18 protein-coding genes, 1 tRNA gene and 1 pseudogene are annotated in these 21,904 nt (G+C 51.3%); 6 read left to right on the forward strand and 14 right to left on the reverse strand.

The features are described 5' to 3' along the window. Positions 1-89, forward strand: a pseudogene (locus OGV57_RS18380) (S24 family peptidase); the annotation flags it as partial. A gap of 376 nt (positions 90-465) precedes the next feature. Here the strand turns inward: OGV57_RS18380 and OGV57_RS18385 are convergent. From OGV57_RS18385 to OGV57_RS18395, 3 genes are all read right to left on the reverse strand, one after another. Beyond that, a tRNA-Pro gene (locus tag OGV57_RS18385) sits at positions 466-542 on the reverse strand. Between the two features lie 74 nt (positions 543-616). After that, a complete protein-coding gene (yejM, locus tag OGV57_RS18390) occupies positions 617-2,377 on the reverse strand; it encodes an LPS biosynthesis-modulating metalloenzyme YejM (protein ID WP_016150675.1) in 1,761 nt (586 codons plus the stop codon). Between the two features lie 31 nt (positions 2,378-2,408). After that, positions 2,409-2,636 carry a YejL family protein gene (locus OGV57_RS18395; RefSeq protein WP_003027506.1) on the reverse strand — a complete coding sequence of 76 codons (228 nt, stop codon included), beginning with the start codon at positions 2,634-2,636 and terminating at the stop codon, positions 2,409-2,411. Positions 2,637-2,770: 134 nt separating this feature from the next. Between OGV57_RS18395 and yejK the strand changes: the two genes are divergently transcribed. Continuing rightward, positions 2,771-3,778 carry a nucleoid-associated protein YejK gene (gene yejK / locus OGV57_RS18400; protein WP_003027504.1) on the forward strand — a complete coding sequence of 336 codons (1,008 nt, stop codon included), beginning with the start codon at positions 2,771-2,773 and terminating at the stop codon, positions 3,776-3,778. 119 nt (positions 3,779-3,897) lie between these two features. Here yejK and rplY read toward each other — a convergent pair whose 3' ends face one another. Next, the gene (gene rplY, locus OGV57_RS18405) at positions 3,898-4,182 is read right to left on the reverse strand and encodes a 50S ribosomal protein L25 (protein ID WP_003027502.1); all 285 of its coding nucleotides are present in this window, start codon (positions 4,180-4,182) and stop codon (positions 3,898-3,900) included. Positions 4,183-4,306: 124 nt separating this feature from the next. Then, the gene (radD, locus tag OGV57_RS18410) at positions 4,307-6,067 is read right to left on the reverse strand and encodes a DNA repair helicase RadD (protein WP_003027498.1); all 1,761 of its coding nucleotides are present in this window, start codon (positions 6,065-6,067) and stop codon (positions 4,307-4,309) included. A gap of 150 nt (positions 6,068-6,217) precedes the next feature. On the opposite strand from radD, the gene rsuA reads away from it, so the two are divergent. The 3 genes from rsuA to OGV57_RS18425 all read left to right on the forward strand — a co-directional run bounded on the left by rsuA (position 6,218) and on the right by OGV57_RS18425 (position 8,809). Further along, complete coding sequence (gene rsuA, locus OGV57_RS18415; RefSeq protein ID WP_003027496.1) at positions 6,218-6,925, forward strand: 16S rRNA pseudouridine(516) synthase RsuA; 708 nt, start codon at positions 6,218-6,220, stop codon at positions 6,923-6,925. A gap of 15 nt (positions 6,926-6,940) precedes the next feature. Beyond that, a complete protein-coding gene (locus OGV57_RS18420; protein WP_003027494.1) occupies positions 6,941-8,131 on the forward strand; it encodes a Bcr/CflA family multidrug efflux MFS transporter in 1,191 nt (396 codons plus the stop codon). A 333-nt stretch (positions 8,132-8,464) separates the two neighbouring features. Beyond that, positions 8,465-8,809, forward strand: coding sequence for a YejG family protein (locus OGV57_RS18425; protein WP_085951589.1), 345 nt, complete (start codon positions 8,465-8,467; stop codon positions 8,807-8,809). Between the two features lie 3 nt (positions 8,810-8,812). On the opposite strand, the gene yejF is transcribed toward OGV57_RS18425, so the two are convergent. From yejF to OGV57_RS18470, 9 genes are all read right to left on the reverse strand, one after another. Further along, the gene (yejF, locus tag OGV57_RS18430) at positions 8,813-10,402 is read right to left on the reverse strand and encodes a microcin C ABC transporter ATP-binding protein YejF (RefSeq protein ID WP_044711482.1); all 1,590 of its coding nucleotides are present in this window, start codon (positions 10,400-10,402) and stop codon (positions 8,813-8,815) included. A gap of 1 nt (position 10,403) precedes the next feature. Further along, positions 10,404-11,429 carry an ABC transporter permease gene (locus tag OGV57_RS18435; RefSeq protein ID WP_032936628.1) on the reverse strand — a complete coding sequence of 342 codons (1,026 nt, stop codon included), beginning with the start codon at positions 11,427-11,429 and terminating at the stop codon, positions 10,404-10,406. Beyond that, positions 11,429-12,523 (reverse strand): microcin C ABC transporter permease YejB, encoded by a 1,095-nt coding sequence (locus OGV57_RS18440; RefSeq protein ID WP_003834575.1) that lies wholly within the window; start codon positions 12,521-12,523, stop codon positions 11,429-11,431. Before OGV57_RS18440 ends, OGV57_RS18435 begins: the two co-directional genes overlap by 1 nt. Then, positions 12,524-14,338 carry an extracellular solute-binding protein gene (locus OGV57_RS18445; RefSeq protein WP_054528601.1) on the reverse strand — a complete coding sequence of 605 codons (1,815 nt, stop codon included), beginning with the start codon at positions 14,336-14,338 and terminating at the stop codon, positions 12,524-12,526. 99 nt (positions 14,339-14,437) lie between these two features. Next, entirely contained in the window at positions 14,438-15,997 is a 1,560-nt protein-coding gene (locus OGV57_RS18450; RefSeq protein WP_054528600.1) for a cyclic di-GMP phosphodiesterase, read from the reverse strand. Between the two features lie 172 nt (positions 15,998-16,169). Next, positions 16,170-16,739: a bifunctional murein DD-endopeptidase/murein LD-carboxypeptidase gene (mepS, locus tag OGV57_RS18455; RefSeq protein WP_003027474.1), complete on the reverse strand. Its 570-nt coding sequence runs from the start codon at positions 16,737-16,739 to the stop codon at positions 16,170-16,172. A 413-nt stretch (positions 16,740-17,152) separates the two neighbouring features. Further along, positions 17,153-17,866 carry a phosphatase PAP2 family protein gene (locus OGV57_RS18460; RefSeq protein WP_003840063.1) on the reverse strand — a complete coding sequence of 238 codons (714 nt, stop codon included), beginning with the start codon at positions 17,864-17,866 and terminating at the stop codon, positions 17,153-17,155. 34 nt (positions 17,867-17,900) lie between these two features. Continuing rightward, complete coding sequence (locus OGV57_RS18465) at positions 17,901-18,887, reverse strand: CobW family GTP-binding protein (RefSeq protein WP_286531528.1); 987 nt, start codon at positions 18,885-18,887, stop codon at positions 17,901-17,903. Between the two features lie 119 nt (positions 18,888-19,006). Then, the gene (locus OGV57_RS18470; RefSeq protein WP_049016379.1) at positions 19,007-20,473 is read right to left on the reverse strand and encodes a mannitol dehydrogenase family protein; all 1,467 of its coding nucleotides are present in this window, start codon (positions 20,471-20,473) and stop codon (positions 19,007-19,009) included. A gap of 202 nt (positions 20,474-20,675) precedes the next feature. On the opposite strand from OGV57_RS18470, the gene uxuA reads away from it, so the two are divergent. Further along, the gene (uxuA, locus tag OGV57_RS18475; RefSeq protein ID WP_003845159.1) at positions 20,676-21,866 is read left to right on the forward strand and encodes a mannonate dehydratase; all 1,191 of its coding nucleotides are present in this window, start codon (positions 20,676-20,678) and stop codon (positions 21,864-21,866) included. Positions 21,867-21,904: the final 38 nt, after the last annotated feature.

The raw sequence follows: 21,904 nt of genomic DNA on the forward strand, positions 1-21,904 counted from the left end.
ACAATTCCTCACACGCAATATTTGGAGTTATCACGTACATCATTAATGATGCCAGGAACGCGGAGTTTGATGACTGCCCGATTATGTAGATAGAAACACACCAATGGGAAAGGATAATTATGCTTGTTTGATGGCTAATTAACCGCTCATGAAATTGGTAATATTTTAGTTAAAAATATTAGATATCAATCACAAAGATTTAATGACAATTGTCTTTGAAATGACTATAAATCTACCCACTCGCTACGGATATAGCGTATCCAATATGCACTGCTGTGTGATTACGGGTGTCTGTGGATGTCAGCAGGCACCCGGTTTTTCATCATCGACTACACACAGCAGTTACCATGCCTGGCAAATTCTATATTTGAGCGGTGTTTCTCCCCATTCATTCCCCAGAGCTTCCCCACTTAGAAAACAGGCATAAAAAAACCAGCCGTAACAGGCTGGTTCTTCGAGGATTTTTGGTCGGCACGAGAGGATTTGAACCTCCGACCCCCGACACCCCATGACGGTGCGCTACCAGGCTGCGCTACGTGCCGACGCTATGGCTGCTAATACTACTGCTTTCCGCTACGAATGCAAGAGCATGTCTCGCTAACTGATTTATAATTAATCAGTTAGCAATAAATCGCTTCTCATCCGTCAGAACCTGTAACAGCAGACTTAGCTGCGGTTTCTGATCTTTTATTTTCTCGCCGCGCAAATTATAGGTCTGATAATTACCGTTGTTGTTCAGCACCAGCGTCATCTCGGGTGTGGTAACGGCCATCGTGCTGCCGTCAGCGGCAGTAACCCAGTAATGGCGGCGGGTTGCATTGAACAGATCCTGCCCCTGTGAGTATTCGTTAGCAGGTGTACTGACGTGCAGTAGGCGCTGCATCAGCGTTGTCATCAGGTCCGTATGATCGGTCAGACTATTGATGCGCTGTGCTGGCGTTCCCGGCCAGTGAATAACCAGAGGAACCTGCAGATGGCCTCGCGACCAGGCAAAGCTGTTCTCTTCCTGCGTCAGCGGCACGCCCCGACCAGCGGTAATAATCACCACCGTATTGTTCAGTTTGCCGGAGTCGCGCAGGGCGCTCAGAATGCGGTTAATGTTGGCATCCACATCCTGAGCGGCGCTGGCATAGCGTTTGGCAAAATTCTTCTGGTTACTCTCATCAAGGTTGGTCCCGTTAAAGGAGACCCACGAGAACCAGCGGTTATCTTCCTGCGCGTAGCGTCCCAGCCAGTTAATCCACTGGCTTGCGGTTTGGTCGTCAGATTGCGTCTGCACGCTTGGCATGGAGAAATCTGACAGCAGCGCCTGGCGATAAAGCGGGCTGGTAAAGCCATCCGAGGAGAATAGCCCTAACTGATAGCCCTGCTGGTTCAGCGCGGAAATCAACGCCGCAGGCGTTCGGGTCGATAAAATCCCATCCATGTAGCTTGGTGAGACGCCGTAAAACAGGCCAAAAATCCCGTTATCCGTGGTGTTGCCAGTGCTCATGTGACGCGTAAAGGAGATATTCTGCCCGGCGAATTCAGCCAGCGCAGGCATCTGCTTTTCAAAGCGTGAATAGTTCAGGCCGTCGACTGTGATCAGCAGGACGTTCTGGCCGGTGCCCATATCGCGATAGCGCAGTTCGCTCAGCGGGTACTGCACGGAAACTGCTTCCGGATTCCCCTGCTCGATCAGGCGACGCTGATACTCTTGCGCATCCAGCAGACCATGTTTTTCCAGGAACTTACGCGCCGTCATCGGGTAGGAGAGCGGCAGATTCGCGCGCTGCATGGTAATCGGGCGATAGAAATTGGCATCCGCCCAGATATACACCACGTGCGAGGCGATAAAGCAAATGAAGAAGAATGCGGCTAACGGTTTGGCGAAGTGGCGACGACGCGTCAGGCTACGCAGCTTTTGCCAACTCCAGGTCGCAAACAGCATTTCAATTAACAGAATCACTGGCACGCTGATAAACATCAGTTGCCAGTCACGCGCCGCTTCATTCTGGTCAGGGTTGATGACCAGTTCCCAGACGATCGGGTTGAGGTGCAAATGAAAGCGGGTGAAAACTTCGCTGTCGATTAGCAACAGCGTCATGCCCACCGTCGCCAGAATAGCTGATAAGAATCGCATCAGCCTCTGGGACATGACGATAAACGTCAGGGGAAACAGGATTAGCAGATAGGTGGCAAACACCAGAAAACTAAAATGTCCGACCAGGCTTACATAGGAATAAATACGACCTGCAAGCGTTGTCGGCCAGTCGGCGACAAACAGGTAACGGCTACCGAGTACCACGGCCAACAGAATGTTGAACAAGGCAAACCAGTGCCCCCAGCTAACCATCTGGGAGACTTTCTCACGGTAGCGCTGACGATGAGTTACCATAAACTGTTGTTCGTTTCCCCGGAGCAGGCTCTTAATGCGCTTGGTCGTCGTTTACCGAAGACTGTAATGCGCGGGCAAAAGAGTTGGCAATCGCCTGGCGCTGGGCCGGTGCGATGCTTGTATTGATAAGGTTAGTCACCATATTTCCCAGTACCATCAGGGAAAGGTCGGTCGGCGCCTTATGTTTTTCCAGTACGTTGAGCATCTCATTCAGCAGTTGTTCAACGTGTTCGTCACTATAGCGGGAAATTTGTGGCATAAATCGAAATCAGTCTGTTCATGAAAGGGCAACATATTACCGTACAGACAGTTTTTTTTCTGCTTTTTTATCTTCTATTGCGTCACTGCCCGGCAGGTGGTTGAATACCGCCCGGTCTAAAAGGAGAGTTTATCATGAGTCTGGATATCAACCAGATTGCCCTGCACCAGCTTATCAAACGTGACGAGCAGAACCTTGAGCTGGTCTTGCGCGATTCATTACTGGAACCGACAGCGACGGTTGTCGATATGATGGCTGAGCTGCATCGGGTATATAGCGCCAAGAATAAAGCTTATGGCCTGTTTAGCGAAGAGAGTGAACTGGCACAAACGCTGCGTTTACAGCGTCAGGGCGAAGAGGATTTTCTGGCATTTAGTCGTGCCGCGACCGGACGCTTGCGGGACGAGCTGGCGAAATATCCTTTTGCCGACGGCGGCATTGTCCTGTTCTGCCATTACCGCTATCTGGCGGTAGAGTATCTGTTGGTCGCCGTGCTGAACAATTTAAGCAGCATGCGCGTCAATGAAAATCTGGATATCAATCCGACGCACTATCTGGACATCAATCATGCGGATATCGTGGCGCGTATTGATTTAACCGAGTGGGAAACCAATCCGGAGTCCACGCGCTATCTGACGTTCCTGAAAGGGCGGGTAGGGCGCAAAGTCGCCGATTTCTTTATGGATTTCCTCGGTGCCAGCGAAGGTCTGAACGCCAAAGCGCAAAACCGTGGCCTACTGCAGGCGGTCGATGACTTTACTGCTGAGGCGCAGCTCGATAAAGCTGAACGCCAGAACGTGCGTCAGCAGGTGTACAGCTACTGCAACGAACAGCTACAAGCCGGTGAAGAGATCGAGCTGGAGTCGCTGTCCAAAGAGCTTTCCGGCGTCAGTGAAGTTAGCTTCAGCGAATTTACCGCTGATAAAGGCTACGAGCTGGAAGAGAGCTTCCCGGCAGATCGCAGTACGCTGCGTCAGTTAACCAAATTTGCCGGAAGCGGCGGTGGGTTAACCATCAACTTCGACGCCATGCTACTGGGTGAACGTATTTTCTGGGATCCGGCTACAGATACTTTGACCATCAAAGGTACGCCGCCGAACCTGCGCGACCAGCTGCAGCGTCGCACGTCGGGCGGGAAATAAAACCGTTTGCCGGGTGAGAGCGTAAACGCCTTATCCGGTCGACGAGAACCATCAGTATCGATTACAAAATCCCATAAAAAACCCCGCCTTGGCGGGGTTTTTCTTCAACTTGTTTGCGATTACGCGCGAACGAAGTCGATGTGAGACAGCTTCGGCTTGAACGGGTGACGCTGTACAGCCTGAGCTTTAACTTTAACTTCTTTACCGTCAACAACGATGGTCAGAACTTCGCTGTAGAATTCAGCTTTAGCTTGCATGTTCATAACTGCATCGTGATCCAGTTCGATAGCAATCGGGGCTTCTGCGCCACCGTAGATGATTGCCGGGAACTTGTTAGCGGCACGCAGGCGGCGGCTCGCACCCTTACCCTGCTCTTTACGTACTTCAGCGTTGATAGTAAACATTTAAATCTCTCTTTAATAATTCCTGCTACAGGCGACCCAGCAACAGGTAAGTGATCTGCTTTGCGTATGCAAAAGCGGGCGAGATTCTATACTCAAACGGGTGGTACATCAATCAAAAGTACGATTAACCGCGTAATTCGTGTGCCCGACGAAAGCGTCCTTCATAATCGAAGACCTTTTCACGGACCTGCCAGTACTGACCTTTCATGCGCGCGACCACGAAATCAGGATGACGTAACAGCGCCTGCTGGGCGAGGATATCGGCGGCGGTTATCCAGCGTAAGGGAATGCCAGGCGTTCGGGTGTGCGGGCGAATAAACAGTTGCTCGAAGGCTGTACGCTGCGCGGGAGTATGCAGGCGAAAGCGTTCGCTGACGTCGGCGCCATCTTCATCGTAATAGGTAATTTTCAGCCATTCGCCTTTTTCATCCTGCCCATTTTGTAGCGCCATCCCGCTGCAGCGCAGAACCAGCGCATCTTTAAGCCTGAGCGCGGCTTTCAGCATGTCATCCGGGTCAACCAGTACCGTGTCGCACTCCCGACAACGGCGGGCGGCGATGTCATTTTCCGCGTTGCACTGCGGGCAGTTTTTAAAACGGAAACGAAAATCGCACTGTTCGCGATGGCCGTCATCATCTTCAAACCATCCCTGACAGCGGCGGCCAAAGTGCTCAATCAGCGTGCCGTCGGACGTTGTTTTGCCCCAGAAGGTATTGGCAAACCCGCAGGCTGGGCAGAACACCTGTACTGGAACGTTGTCGCTTTTCCCTTTCGGCGCACCAACTTCCGGCGCGTACAGGTCGTGCGGGTTGCCAGCGTAATCGAGGATCAGACAGTCGGTTTTACCCGGCGCCAGGCGCAGCCCACGACCGACAATTTGTTGGTAAAGGCTAACTGACTCGGTCGGGCGCAGAATGGCGATAAGGTCGACGTGCGGGGCATCGAAGCCAGTGGTCAGGACCGACACATTCACCAGATAGCGAAAACGTTGGGCTTTGAACTCTTCAATCAGCACGTCGCGTTCGGCGCCAGGCGTGTCTCCGGTGATAAGTGCGGCGTCGTCAGCAGGCAGCAGACCCAGAATTTCTTTGGCGTGTTCAACTGTGGCGGCGAAAATCATCACCCCTTTACGCGTCTGGGCAAACTCGACAATCTGGCTGATGATATGCGGCGTTATTCGCTGCTGCTTTTTCAGCTCCTGATTCAGGTCCGCTTCGCTAAACAGGCCGTTACTTTGCGCCTGCAGGCGGCTGAAGTCATATTGCACTACCGGCATGTCGAGGCGTTCTGGCGGCGTCAGGTAGCCGTGTTTAATCATGTAGCGCAGCGGTAATTCATAAATGCAGTCGCGAAACAGTGCTTTTTCATCGCCGCGCACCATTCCGTGATAATGAAAATGATAAATCCAGCCTTTGCCCAAACGAAAAGGTGTGGCGGTAAGTCCGAGCAGGCGTAAGTGAGGATTTACTTTGGTCAGGTGAGTGAGGATTTGCTGATACTGACTCTCTTCATCATCGCCAATGCGATGGCATTCATCGACGATAAGCAGGGAGAATTCTCCCTGAAAGGCGTCCAGATTACGCGCTACCGACTGTACGCTGCCAAATACTACTTTTCCGTGGCTCTCTTTACGCTTCAGGCCTGCGGCAAAAATATCGGCTTCCAGCCCCAGCGCACAATATTTCGCATGGTTTTGTGCGACCAGTTCTTTGACGTGCGCCAGTACAAGTACGCGACCACGCGCCACGCGGGCCAGCTCGGCAATCACCAGACTTTTGCCCGCGCCGGTTGGCAGGACGATAACCGCCGGGGTGCGGTGGTGGCGAAAATGGTTGAGCGTGGCGTCCACGGCTTCTTTTTGGTACGGGCGAAGAGTAAAAATCATGGGCTCACTATAATAAACAATAACAAGGAGTAGTATGCCATGAATCATTTCTCTTGAGGGATGGTATAACGCCGCTATACTGGGCGGATAACGGTCCCACTTTTCGGGCGTAAACCCGATTCTCGTATTTTTACAGGCAAAATCACACACATGCGACTTGATAAATTTATCGCTCAGCAACTCGGCGTCAGCCGCGCTATTGCCGGGCGTGAGATCCGTGCTAACCGCGTTACCGTCGACGGTGAAATCGTCAGAAATAGCGCTTTTAAGCTGCTGCCAGAACACGACGTAGAATATGACGGTAATTCCCTGGTTCAACAAAATGGCCCGCGCTATTTTATGCTGAATAAGCCTCAGGGTTATGTTTGCTCAACGGATGATCCCGATCACCCGACGGTGCTCTATTTCCTTGATGAACCGGTTGCCTACAAACTGCATGCGGCAGGGCGTCTGGATATCGACACCACCGGACTGGTGCTGATGACCGATGACGGACAGTGGTCGCATCGCATCACCTCTCCTCGTCACCATTGTGAGAAAACCTATCTGGTGACGCTGGAGTCGCCAGTGGCAGATGATACCGCCGAACAGTTTGCCCATGGCGTACAGTTGCACAATGAGAAAGACCTGACCAAACCGGCCGTGCTGGAAGTGATTACGCCAACTCAGGTGCGCTTGACCATCAGCGAAGGGCGCTATCATCAGGTTAAACGTATGTTTGCCGCGGTGGGTAACCACGTTGTGGAACTGCACCGTGAACGGATTGGTGACATCAGGCTTGATGAGGATCTGGCGCCAGGTGAATACCGTCCTTTGACTGAAGAAGAAATCGCCAGCGTTAACTTAACCCCGCGTTAATTTCAGGAGATAAATGTGACCACCCGGCAGAACTCGTCAATTGCCATTGTCTTTATCCTTGGCTTGTTAGCCATGTTGATGCCGTTGTCGATTGATATGTATCTTCCGGCGCTGCCTGTTATCTCTGAACAGTTTGGTGTGCCAGCAGGTAGCGCGCAGATGACCCTCAGTACCTATATTCTGGGGTTCGCAGTGGGGCAACTGTTCTATGGGCCAATGGCAGACAGCCTTGGACGCAAGCCAGTGATCCTGGGCGGGACGCTGGTGTTTGCGGCGGCGGCAGTGGCCTGCGCACTGGCGCAAACCATCGATCAACTGATCGTGATGCGTTTCTTCCACGGCCTGGCTGCGGCGGCGGCGAGCGTGGTTATCAACGCCCTGATGCGTGATATCTATCCGAAAGAAGAGTTTTCGCGCATGATGTCATTCGTCATGCTGGTCACGACAATTGCGCCATTAATGGCACCGATTATCGGTGGCTGGGTGCTGGTATGGCTGAGCTGGCACTATATCTTTTGGATCCTCGCCATGGCAGCTATTCTGGCGTCGGTGATGATCCTTACACTGATCAAAGAGACTCTGCCGGTAGAGCGTCGCCAGCCGTTTCGCCTGCGTACTACTATTGGCAACTTTGCCTCGCTGTTTCGTCATAAACGTGTGCTGAGCTATATGCTGGCCAGCGGATTCAGTTTTGCCGGGATGTTCTCGTTTCTGAGCGCCGGACCCTTTGTCTACATTGAGATCAACCACGTTTCACCGCAACATTTCGGTTATTACTTCGCACTGAACATCGTATTCCTGTTCGTGATGACTATCATCAACAGCCGCTTTGTGCGTCGGGTTGGGGCATTGAATATGTTCCGTACCGGTCTGTGGATCCAGTTCGTGATGGCTGGCTGGATGGTCTTTAGCACACTGTTTGGGTTGGGGTTCTGGGCCCTGGTCGTGGGCGTTGCGGCGTTTGTTGGCTGTGTGTCGATGGTGTCATCTAACGCCATGGCGGTTATTCTGGATGAATTTCCACATATGGCAGGAACGGCGTCATCGCTGGCAGGGACATTCCGCTTCGGCATTGGCGCCATCGTTGGGGCGCTGTTGTCTCTGGCGACCTTTAACTCGGCCTGGCCAATGATATGGTCGATCGCATTTTGCGCTACCTGTTCAATTCTCTTCTGTCTTTACGCCAGTCGCGCCCAAAAACGGTGATCTATTACACATCCTGGGGGCCTTAAGGCCTCCAGAGTTGATATACATCAACCGCAAATCTATCATTTCCCCTGGTTATGTTTATTTTATGTAAAATCAATTTATGTAAAAAGTCACATCATTGTAGTTAAAAAGGTTGAGTTAGATCGCAGAAACGAGTACATATAGCCCGGAAATATGCCAGAACCATTGAATAATTTTAATTACCTGGTTCGGAAAGCGGCATAAAGACAGGGTGTAAACGTTTACCAACTGTCTGAAGACGTATTGTCAATGATGTGTTAATATTGATGTAAAATAATTGTGAAGTGATTGTGCTTCCAGGGAAAGAAAGTGATGACATTACAACTCTCAATCGTTCATCGTCTGCCGCAGAGCTATCGTTGGTCGGTGGGTTTCGCAGGTTCAAAGGTTGAACCGATTCCGCAAAACGGTCAGAGCAATGAGAACAGCCTGGTGGCGCTCAAATTGCTCAGCCCTGATGGTGACAGCGCATGGTCAGTCATGCATAAGCTCAGCCAGGCCCTCAGCGACATTGAGGTTCCTTGTTCCGTACTGGAATGCGAAGGGGAGCCGTGCCTGTTTGTGAATCGCCAGGATGAATTTGCCGCGACCTGCAGACTGAAAAACTTCGGCGTGGCCATCGCAGAGCCGTTTTCAAATAACAATCCGTTTTGAGCGTCAGCTTAGCGCAAGCAGCTGACGCGTATAGGCTTGCTGTGGCGCGTTAAATACGTGCTCGCATTGCCCTTGCTCCACAACCTCTCCCTGACGTAGCACAATAACCTGATGGCATAACGCGCGTACTACGTGCAAATCATGGCTGATAAAAATATAAGCCAGCCGATGCTTTTCCTGTAAGGACTTTAACAACGTCAGGATTTGCGCCTGTACGGTTCTGTCTAGCGATGATGTTGGCTCATCCAGGATAATCAAGGAAGGTTTGAGAATCAATGCTCTGGCGATGGCAATACGTTGACGCTGACCGCCGGAAAACTCAGCCGGGTAACGATGCCGCGTTTCGCTATCCAGTCCCACTTCCGTCATCACCGCTTTCACCTGCGCCTCGCGTTGTTCGGCTGACAGGGTTGGCTGATGAACGCGTAACCCCTCCTCGATAATCTGTAGCACGCTCAGGCGTGGGTTAAGCGAGGAGTTGGGATCCTGAAATACCACCTGAATACGGTGACGGACCGGCAACAGCTGGCGACGATTTAAGGTATGCAGCGCCTGACCATCGAACACAATACTTCCCTGTGAGGAGATTAACCTCAGGAGCGCCAGTCCGGTAGTGCTTTTCCCCGACCCAGACTCACCTACCAACCCCAGCGTTTCACCGGGCCGCAGAGAGAAACTGATATTGTTAACCACGACGTTGTGGTCCACCACACGCTTCAGGATACCTTTGCGGATGGGGAAGGCGACGTGCAGTTTTTCCACTTCCAGCAGCGGGGCTTGTCCGGCCGGTAAAGGTACCGGGTCGCCGGAAGGTTCACTGTTTAGCAATTTCTGCGTGTAGGGATGCGTGGGCGCAGTGAGCAACTGTGCTGCTTTATTTTGCTCAACGCACTGACCGTTTTGCATGACCGCCACGGTATCGGCCAGCTTTTTCACAATACTGAGGTTGTGGGTGATGAACAGTAATCCCATGTTCAGCTCGCGCTGTAATTCCCTCAGCAGTTGCAGGATCTGTGCCTGAACGGAAACGTCCAGCGCGGTAGTCGGTTCATCGGCAATCAGCAGCTCCGGTCGTGTTAGCAATGCCATGGCAATCATCACGCGTTGGCGTTCCCCGCCGGACAGTTGGTGCGGGTAGTCTGCGAGACGTTTGGCCGCCTGACGAATGCCGACGCGATCCAGACAGGTCAGGATTTCTGCTCGCGCGGCCTCCCGACGCATTCCCCTATGCAGCGACAGCACTTCATAAAGCTGTTTTTCCAGATTGTGGAGCGGGTTCAGTGACACCATTGGTTCCTGGAAAATCATGGCGATTTTATTCCCCCGCACGCCGCGAAGCGTTTGCTCATCGGCGTGAAGTAATGATTCACCATGAAAACGGATGTCGCCGGAAAGGTAGACGACCGGAGGGGAGGGCAATAACCGTAAAATAGATAGCGCGGTCACGCTTTTACCTGAGCCGGACTCCCCCACCAGCGCCAGCGTTTGTCCGGCATCAACGCGCAGTGACAGATTGTTGACCACGGTGCGCACGGTCTCTTGTTGACGAAAACCTACCGATAAATTGTCAATAGCTAACAGAGGTTGTGTCATCTTAAATCGCCTTGTTGGGATCGAACGCGTCGCGTACCGCTTCACCAATAAAGATCAGAAGCGATAAGAGCAGGGCAACGGAGATGAACGCGGTAATGCCAAGCCACGGCGCCTGCAGGTTGTTTTTACCCTGTAACAGAAGTTCTCCGAGCGATGGCGAGCCAAGCGGTAAGCCAAACCCAAGAAAATCCAGCGAGGTTAGAGTGGTTATCGAGGCGCACAAAATAAACGGTAAAAAGGTCAGAGCGGCAACCATCGCATTGGGTAGCATATGGCGCAGAATAATACTGCTATCGCCCACGCCGAGCGCCTGAGCGGCACGAATATAATCAAAGTTTCGGGTACGTAAAAACTCCGCGCGCACCACGCCAACCAGGCTCATCCAGCCAAACAGCACGGTAATACCCAGCAGCCACCAGAAGTTAGGCTGGACAACGCTCGACAGTAGAATGATGAGAAACAGCGTTGGCATACCGGACCAAACTTCAATGAATCGTTGCCCCCACAGGTCCACCTTGCCGCCATAATAGCCCTGTATTGCGCCAGCCATAATGCCCATCACGCTCGAACATAGGGTGAGCATTAAGCCAAATAAGACAGAAATACGTGTGCCGTAGAGGATCCGTGCCAGTACATCACCGCCGTTGGCGTCTGTTCCCAGCCAGTTTTGTGCAGAAGGCGGGGAAGGGAAGGGCTTATCGGTGGCAAAGTTAATGCTGGTCGCCCCGAAGCGTATTGGTGCCCACAGGATCCAGCCCTGGTTTTCCAGGCGCTGCTGTAGCCACGGATCCTGATAATCAGCCCGGGTCGCCAGCGGTCCGCCGAAGTCGCTTTCACTGTAGTTTTTGAACAGGGGGAAATACCAGCTATTGTCGTAGCGCACCAGTAACGGCTTATCATTGGCAATCAGTTCTGAACACAGACTAAGACCGAACAGCACCAGAAAAATCCACAGCGACCAGTAGCCGCGACGGTTGTGGCGAAAGCGCGCCCAGCGGGCCTGATTGACGGGGCTTAATCGCGACATTAGCGTCCCTCAAAATCAATACGGGGATCGACCAGCGTATAGCTGATGTCGCTGAGGATATTCAGCAGCAGACCGATCAGGGTGAAGATATAGAGTGTGCCAAACATTACCGGATAGTCGCGCGATACGGTGGATTCATACCCCAGTAGTCCCAGACCGTTAAGCGAGAACATCACCTCAATCAGCAGCGAACCGGTAAAAAACATGCTGATAAACGTCGCCGGGAAGCCGGCGATCACCAGCAACATGGCATTGCGAAACACATGTTTCCACAGAATATTTTTCTCGCTGACCCCTTTAGCGCGTGCGGTGACGACATACTGTTTGCGCACCTCATCCAGAAATGAGTTCTTGGTCAGCATAGTCAGCGCGGCAAACCCACCAACTACCGTCGCCAGCACCGGCAGGGTAATATGCCAAAGGTAGTCGGTCACTTTCTGATACCAGGGCAGGGAGTCAAAATTGGCGGAAACCAGCCCGCGCAGCGGGAACAGGTCGTAGTAGCTGCCCCCGGCAAAAAAGACGATCAGCAAAATGGCAAACAGAAAGGCCGGAATGGCATAGCCAATAATAATAAATGCGCTACTCCAGACATCAAACCGGCTGCCGTTGTGAACCGCTTTGCGGATCCCAAGCGGTATCGACACCAGATAGATGATGAGCGTACTCCATAGGCCCAGCGTAACGGAAACCGGCAGGCTGTCTTTGATAAGCGTCAGCACAGAGGCGCTACGAAACAGGCTGTCGCCGAAATCGAAACGAATATAGTCCCAAAGCATTTTGAAATAACGCTCATGAATGGGCTTATCGAACCCGTAGCGCCGAGTGATTTCCGCGATGACTTCCGGGTCCAGACCCCGGCCGCCGCGATAATTACTGTCGCTGATGTTACCAACGCCGGTTTGCGCATGGCTGGCGCGAACGCCTTCGCTACCCGCGCCAGGTAATGCCCCGCTTTGCCCGAACTCAATGGCGGCGACGGCCTGTTCAACCGGACCGCCGGGGGCAATTTGCACGATAAAAAAGTTGATGGTGATGATGGCCCAAAGCGTTGGGATCACCAGCAGCAGACGTCGAATCAGATAAGCGCCCATCTATTCTCCCTGCCGTCTGGCTGCGGGCAGTTTCGCGGCTTTGTTGACGTCATACCACCAGTTGTCGAGGCCAATGGTATAAATTGGGCGAATAGCCGGATGCGAAAATTTGTCCCACCAGGCGATACGATCCTCGGCCATAAACCACATCGGTAACATGTAGTAATTCCAGGTTAAAACTCTGTCCAGTGCCCGGCCGAGTGGGATCAGTTTGGCTTTATCACCTTGCGCGGCAATGATTTGACCGATCAGCTTATCGATAACCGGGCTTTGCACACCGGGGGCGTTATAGCTGGAGTCAATATATTGAGAAGCCCACAGAATTTGCAGGTCTGAACTCGGCCACGGCATTGCGCGATACAACCTTGGCATCATGTCATAGTCGCGACTGCGTAAGCGGTTGGTGATTTGTGAGTTATCAACCTGGCGGATGTTCATGGTAATGCCTAAGCGTTGCAGGTTGTGCTGGAACGGCAACACCCACTGACTGTTGCTGCCCGCCGGGAGCAATAGTTCAAAGCTCAGAGGTTTACCGCTGACGCTGTTTACGCGCTGCTGCCCCTTGAGTACCCATCCGGCTTGTTCCAGTAAGGTATCGGCTTTCAGCAAGTTCTCACGATCGTAGCCATCGCCTTTTGATTTTGGCGGTTGATAGATTTGGCTGAAGACCTCAGGAGGGAGATCTTTTTTCAAGGGCGCGAGTATCACCAGTTCATCTGCATCGGGGTATTTTGTCGCAGCATATTCGGTATTCTGAAAATAGCTGTTGGTCCGGCTCCAGGCGTTATAGAACAGGGCTTTATTCATCCATTCAAAATCAAAGGCCAGCGTGATGGCTTCCCGCACCCGTCGGTCACTGAACACCGGACGCTGAATATTAAAGGCCAGCCAGCGCGTATCCTGGGCGGATTCATTTTTTTGTTCATCTTTGATGATGTAATGATTCGCGAAATTTTTCCCGGTATAACGCGTCGCCCAGTTTTTGGCATCATTTTCAAGACGCAGATCAAACGCACCGGCCTTAAACGCTTCAAAGGCGACGTTATCATCCAGATAATAGTCGTAGCGGATGGTATCGAAGTTCCAGCGTCCACGATTGACGGGGAGATTAGCGGCCCAATAATCTTTGACGCGCGAATAGACAATATACTGGCCCATCTTCCATTTGGTAATGCGATAAGGGCCGCTGGCGAGCGGTGGCGAGGATAAGGGATCGCTGAGCTTATGATCTTTCCAGTACTTCTCTGGCATCACGGGTAATGAAAACAGGCTGAGCATGTCCTCTTTACCCGGTTTGGCTAATTCAATGCGTACGGTTAATGGCGCGATGGCTTTTACCGTTGTTCCCTTGTAGACCAGACGAAACTGCGGCACGCCTTCAGTCATAAATTTGTGGAAGGTGAATGCGACATCGCTGGCGGTAATGGGGGAACCATCATGAAAACGCGCTCGTGGATTAATGGCAATTTCTACCCAGGAATAGTCGTCAGCATAGCGTGCGCTGTCGGCAATGAGCGGGTAATAGCTACCAGGCTCATCGTCAGAGGTTGTAAACAGCGTATCGTAAAGCGTTTCGGTACGTGCGCCGGGATTACCTCGCATTGCATAGCGGTTAAAGTTGTCAAATGTGCCAATGGCGGAGAGGGTGATTTGACCACCTTTAGGGGCTGCGGGATTAACATAATCGAAGTGATTAAAGTTAAACGCGTACTTCGGTTCACCCAGCACGGCAAAAGCATAGCTTTCTTTGATGGATTGCGCCTGGGCGCTAAACCCGATGAGGGCGATAAACAGCAGCAATACGCGAGGGATCATTAAAAGCGATTTCCTTTTCCTGCCACAACCCGACGGGCATCATGCCTGAAAGATAAGAGATGTAGCGGCGAGTGAGAATATATGAATCGCATACTGCGATCACCACGTCGGCTTATTGGGCTGCGCCATCCAACGCACGAAATCAGCAAGCTTTAATGGGCGGCTAATCCAGTATCCCTGGAAAAAATGTACTCCACGTTCGCGCAGCCAACGGGCTTGCTCAGGTGTTTCTACCCCTTCAGCAACCGTCAGCATATTAAGACGTTTAGAGAGTGTCAACACGGCGTCCAGAACCGGAGAGGTCAGTGTTTCCGTCCCAATGGCGTTAATAAACCCGCGATCGATTTTCAGGTAGTCAACGGTAAAGCGTTCCAGATAAATAAGCGCACTATGACCGGTGCCAAAATCATCAATGGCAATCTCAAAACCTGCGGAATGCAGCCATTCAAATAGCTTTGTAGCCTCGTGCTGATTGAGCATATCTCGTTCAGTGATTTCCAGTACTATCTGAAAATAGTTTGCGGGAAGCGAAGCGTGCAGGTGCCGAATGTCGTCCTTAAACGTCTCGCCGTGTAAGTGCGTTGGCGCGATATTGATCCCCAATTTTGCGCCAACGGGTAACACTTTTTGCAGCGCCGGCGCGTCCAGGGCTATCAGCTTGAAGAGGTGCTGAGTTAGCGGCACAATCATTTTCTGTGATTCAGCGTAATGAATAAAGGCATCCGGTGGGATCTCACCCGTTGTTGGGTGATGCCAGCGTAATAGTACCTCAACGCCTTTCACCTCCAGCGTTTGCATCTCTACGACTGGCTGGTACACCACATAAAACTGGTTATGTTTGATGGCGTTGAGGATATCTTTGCCTGGGCGTAAACGGATGCTGTAGATGTAGTACCAGAGAAGGAGGGCGGTCATGATCCCGGCCATGCATCCGAGCATGATGGCGTATCCAACATCTTTATACGTCCACCGATCCGCGTAAAAACGCACCTCCAACGGGAATGTAGACAAGGCTGCATTATATGATGGGAGAGCAGGGAGTTCAGACATGGGGATTAATTGTTTGGAAAACGTGGTGATAGCCGTCTTCCCGACGACGAGTGCCACACCGTTGAAATCATCTTGCCGGGCGTTATAGAGAAGATAGGGTGCCAGGTTAACATTCAGGGTGGCAAAAACGCCGCTGTTCTGTAATGAATGATTGCGATACCAAATGAGTATTGCCGGTTTATTCGGCATCATTGGCGTACCGGGCTGGAGATCCATATCGATATCTTTCGTCATGTCCAGCACGGGAACCAATTGCTGAAGAGGCGTATTCATTGAACCGGTTGCTGAAGAGCAGAAAGCGATACCGTCTTTTACCAGCAAAAAGGCCCGCACATTCAGGCTAAACGCGGCGCTGGAAGTGAGTTGAGCTGAAGCTTGCGAGCAGGTGTCTTTTACCAGAGGTTGCAGTGTGTTGGTGGTGGTTTCAAGGTCAGCGAAGAAACTTTCAATATAGTTTTGTATGTTAGACGTTAGCGTGTCGTACTTTGCGTTTCGTTGATGCCATGACATAAAAAACTGCAGTGAGCTGACGAGTAACGCGACGACTATCCCCGTTATAACGCAGGTGAGCAGGAGTTTCCGATCGGAAGAAGAGGAGCGCCTTAACATAGTTCCTTATGTTTACCTGAAGTAACCACTTATCCTGTATGAATATAACCTGAAATGACTCATGTTGTGAGATTTTTCTTAGTCACAAGGGCAAAGCAAAAAAAAGCACCGCCGTAGCAGTGCTTTTTTATATGTCTCATCAGGATAGCCAAGGGATAGCTGCCAAACGAAATTAACTGCGGCTCAGAACCCGGCGAGCTTCGTTGTAACGTTTTTTCCAGTAAGGCTCGTTCATGCTGGAAATGATAACGCCACTGCTGGTCGAGGCATGTACGAACTGGTTGTTGCCGATATAAATACCGACGTGTCGGCCAGTAGAGCCAGCACGGAACAGAACCAGATCGCCTGTACGCAGATTAGTGCGCGAAACGGATTTACCCGTTTCCTGTTGTTCATAGGTTGAGCGAGGAAGCTCTAAACCAAATTGCTCACGAAACGTACGTTGTACGAAGCTTGAACAATCAATACCTTTTTTGGTGCTGCCGCCAAGGCGGTAACGCACGCCTTTCCAGTCAGCATATTGGTCCATAATACGTGATTTAACATCGATATTACGTACCATATTTTCAAATTCATCCTGAGAGGCTTGCAGTGAAGAGTTATCTCCATTGCCCACAGCATGCGTCTCAGAATGCATATTCCTGGCGGTGTTCGTTGTGCTACATGCAGAAAGCAGAACCGCAACTGCTATCGCGGGTATGCCCCGCAAGATATATCTCAAAATCGGTTGAGATTTGACCATTTTGTTTGTTTTCCCTTGAAGTCCTTAACGATAAATATCGTTATAAAAAATGCCAAACGTGACGAGACTAATTACCATCGCACGATGAGACAATTCCTTAAGGTCAAATCTGTGGCAGAACGCACAAATTTATTCTGAAAGGGAATAATTATCCCGCGAGGCAAAACGTGTTCGAGATTACCCTATCGTTCCGGTCAATGCGAGTGATTTTACGTGATTTCTTATAAGAAAAATTGATACAGAAAGTGAATAAACGGCATTGTCTAAATTAAGAACAATTAGGGTAAAAAACACGCAACTTACTCATTTTAAACATGAATAAGATGACAGGAGAATGACAATCAGAATGATGAAATATTGCCAGGCATCATCAGGGAATCAGAAGTATCCCTGATGATGTTAATTACTCTGCGTTATTTGTTTAAAAATTGTTTGTTTTTGCCGGGTAGATAATTCACGAACAGAGTGACTAATCGGTCGCTTAATGGCGTCATTAGCCACCAGGGAAGGCCAATCAAGACCACCGTCATGGAACCAACCACGATATCGGTGAGCCAGTGGGCGCCAATCATTACGCGTGGGAAGGCAAAAACCACAGCGATAATAAGGCCGATTATTCCTGCGACTTTTCCGAAATAACGCAGCATGAATGCGGAAAAAATAAGCAACATCATGCCGTGATCGCCAGGAAAACTGTCTTTCGACGCATCTTTGGTCGGAATATGCAGCAGTTCACTGACGCGATAAATATTATCCAGCATCAGGGTTGGGCTGGCACGTTTAACGGGAATAAGCGCCTGGCCCAGCTGATTTAATATCACTGCGGTAAGCAGCATAACCAAACCGATAGCCACAATGCGTCGGCGACCTTCCGATGTCTCTTTGAGCCAAAAGTGCAGCATCAATGCGCCCATTGCCAGCAATGAGCAGCCATCAAATGCCCGGTTATTGGTTATAGCAACAACCCATAAGAACAGCGGACTTTCCACCAGTTTATGATTAAAGAAGCGGAAAACGCCCGTATCCAGTGAAGACCAGAACCCATGCCCGGCTGGAATATACCAGGACAGAAACAGTGCCAGGCCCACAATATTAAGCAGGAGGATTAGAGGGTATCGGGTTTTCATCGTCGTTTACCATTGCTAAAAAACGAAGGCAACCTTACGCGCTAGCGCCTAAACGAAGTCTCAACAATGCGCTCTGTAGCGCATTCCAGTCGGTCTCGGTATCGGCGATGAGTTCAATACGACTATCTGGTGGCGCGACGTTTTGCGTCTCTATATGCCAGTCGTCTCCCTGGCGGTTAATGCGTACCAGTCCTTCTTTAATACGCATTACCCCCTTCACTCGTCCAACAGGAGCAAGACGCGACCATTCCAGCAGACCGATAGTATCGAACACAGTATCGGCGTCAAAAATCCAACCGCAGGCCTGATGGCCCTGTCCGCTGTTCAGGCTACGACGCCAGCGCTGCTGTGCGGGTAGACTCAACGCTGCTAGCCCCTTTTTGTCGGCATGACTATGGGCGTGCTCCGCGCTTGCAGGAAGCTCTGCCAGGTTTAGTCGGGGCAAATCCAGTAGCTGTCCATCAATTTGTCCATGGTCGGCATGAACTAACTGGCGATTACCTCCATAGTGTTGCCACCAGCTTTGCAGGGCGTCTTCGCTTTCCGTCGTGGCACGGTCGGTTTTGTTGGCAACAATGATATCTGCGGCGGCCAGCTGGTCGCGGAAATTGTCATTGGCGACGCTTTTTTCATCCAGTAACAGCCGCGGGTCAAGAATACAGAGGGTCGCACGCAGATCGATCCACGGTTTGTAAACCGGTGCGGTGAGTAAATCCAGAATCTGTTTAGGGTGGCCGAGGCCGGTGGGTTCAATGAGCAGACGGTCAGGTTTTCCCTGACGTAGCAGCGTATTGAGACCAACCTGCATCGGCAGACCGTTAACGCAGCACATACAGCCGCCGGGGATCTCTTTTAACAGCGCACCGCTGTTAGCCAGTAGCGCGCCATCAATGCCAACTTCGCCAAACTCATTAACCAGCACGGCCCACTTCTCAGCAGGATCTTTGTTTGCCAATAAATGAAGAATAGAGGTGGTTTTGCCACTGCCGAGAAAACCGGTGATGAGATTGGTTTTAGTCACATTTACTCCAGATTCATAAATTACCGTAATGGCATTTAACAATCCTGGCGAAAAACGGTGAAAAAGAGAAGGGGTGAGAGGACGAAGACGCGCTTCGTCCTGTTTAATGGCAGAAATCGTTAACTTTTTAACGTATCAATGACAGCCTGATGCGCACCGTATTGGGCAATGCGTTGCCAGGCCTGCTGAATGGCCGCGACAAACTGCGGATTCTGGACGAGATCGGTGGCGAAAATCTCGCGCAGCGAAAGCAGGGCGCTGACACGTTCTGACTCTGTGCTCTGTTTAACCAGAGCGGCAATTTTCTCACTTAGTGGGTCACGAATATCAATTGCGGCGCCTGAGTCATCCACGCCGCTCACATAACGCATCCAGCCTGCGACACCGAGCGCCAGCAGCGGCCATTCGCTTTGGCGGGCTAAATGTACGCGGATCCCTTCCAACATGCGCTGGGGTAATTTCTGGCTACCGTCCATCGCAATTTGCCAGGTTTTATGTTTCAACGCTGGGTTGGCAAAACGCTCCAACAGGCTTAGGGCATACTGGTCTAAATCAACGTCGGTAATTTGCAGCGTAGGCGCCTGTTCGTTGAGCATCAGACGGTGGGTGGCTTCACGAAATGCGCTGTCCTGCATACAGTCGCTGATGTGCTGGAACCCGGCCAGATAACCGAGATAAGCGAGAAACGAATGACTGCCGTTCAGCATCCTCAGTTTCATTTGTTCCCACGGCAAGACGTTTTCGACCATCTGGACGCCCGCCGTTTCCCATTCTGGGCGGCCACACACAAAATTATCTTCAATCACCCACTGGATAAACGGTTCGCAGCTGATTGCGCAAGGATCGGCAACGCCCAGCTCGCGTGCGATTTCAGCCAGTGACTCTTCGGTAGCGGCAGGAACAATGCGATCCACCATGGTACCCGGGAAGCTGACATGCTCCTGAATCCAGGTTGCCAGTTCTGGTGAACGTTTTTCCGCCATTCCCAGTACGGCGTTTTTTACCACATGACCATTGTCCGGGATATTATCGCAAGAGAGGACGGTAAACGGCTGTAGCCCGCGTTCACGCCGGCGGTGTAGCGCTTCAACAATAATTCCTGGGACAGAGTGCGGTTCAGTCGGTGTTTGCAGATCGTGAGCAATACGTGGATTACTGAGGTCTAACGAGCCTGTAGCCGGATCGATGCAGTAGCCTTTTTCCGTAATGGTTAACGAGACAATAGCCACCTGAGGCTCGCAGAATTTTTCAATAATAGCCGCCAGTGAATCCAGCCTGGCGTTGAGACATTCGTTGACGGAGCCGATAACAATCGGTTGGTTGCCGTTGGCCCCTTTCTCCAGCACGGTAAATAAATGATCCTGTTCGCGCAGTTGGCTCATCAGTCGATCGCCGCTGAACAGACTGATCTCACAAATACCCCAGTCTCCACCCTGCGCATTCAGCACCCTGTCGGTGAGTAACGCCTGATGGGCGCGGTGAAAAGCACCGAAACCAAAATGTACAATCCGCGTTTTTAATTGCTGGCGGTCGTACTGCGGCATCATGACATTTTCCGCCAGTGGCGCTGAGGCAATAGTTTTCATTAAATACACCTGATTAACCATAAATTAACAATGGCAGTATAAAGTTATATGACAACAAATTGAATTGGTGTGCCTCATTTATCCGGGGAATGTGAGCTTGATCAACCAATCATCGGCAATGTGTTGATCATCTAACGGATGCCTGTATGGTAGTCGTCATTAAGGTGATTTAATTTGGTATAACAACTTGTGAGGTAAAACAATGGAACAAACCTGGCGTTGGTACGGACCTAACGATCCGGTATCGCTTGATGATGTGCGTCAGGCTGGCGCAACGGGTGTTGTAACTGCCTTGCACCATATTCCTAACGGTGAAGTGTGGCCGGTAGAAGAAATTCAACAGCGTCAGGCCATTCTGGCTGAAAAAGGGCTGACCTGGTCGGTGGTGGAAAGTATCCCTGTCCACGAAGATATCAAAACGCGTTCAGGTCAATATCAAACGTGGATTGCCAACTATCAGCAGAGTATCCGTAATCTGGCGACCTGCGGTATCGATACCGTGTGCTATAACTTCATGCCGATCCTCGACTGGACGCGTACCGACCTCGAATATCAGCTGCCGGATGGTTCCAAAGCGCTGCGTTTTGACCAGATTGCCTTTGCGGCTTTCGAGCTGCACATTCTGCAACGCCCGGGAGCTGAAGCGGATTATACCGACGAAGAACAACGCCAGGCGCTGGACTACTTCAATGCCATGAGCGATGCAGAAATTGAAAAGCTGACACGCAATATCATTGCTGGCCTGCCTGGCGCAGAAGAGGGCTATACGCTGGATCAGTTTCGTGCGCGCCTTGCTGAATATGACGGCATCAGTAAAGACGATCTGCGCGAAAATATGGCGGTATTCCTGCGGGCGATTGTGCCAGTGGCAGAGGAAGTCGGTGTGCGTCTGGCCGTGCATCCTGACGATCCGCCGCGCCCGATCCTCGGCCTGCCGCGTATCGTTTCGACTATCGAAGATATGCAGTGGCTGAAAGAAACCGTCGACAGTATTAATAATGGTTTCACCATGTGTACCGGTTCTTACGGCGTGCGCGCTGATAACGATCTGGTGAAAATGATCGAAACCTTTGGCGATCGTATCCACTTCACGCACCTGCGCTCGACCTGTCGTGAAGATAACCCGAAAACGTTCCACGAAGGTGCGCACCTGCAGGGTGATGTGGATATGGTATCGGTGGTGGCTGCCATTTTGAGCGAAGAGCAGCGGCGTAAAAAGGCGGGCGACCTGCGTCCTATCCCGATGCGTCCGGATCATGGGCACCAGATGCTTGACGATCTGCACAAGAAAACCAATCCGGGCTACTCGGCGATTGGTCGCCTGAAAGGACTGGCAGAAGTCCGCGGCGTTGAGCTGGCGCTGAAACAAACGCAGTTCCGCGACCTGCTGTAAGTCTAACAACAGGGATTGCGCTACAGGCGCAATCCCTG

It is taken from the genome of Citrobacter sp. Cf087 (assembly GCF_030334285.1).
Taxonomy (GTDB): domain Bacteria; phylum Pseudomonadota; class Gammaproteobacteria; order Enterobacterales; family Enterobacteriaceae; genus Citrobacter; species Citrobacter freundii.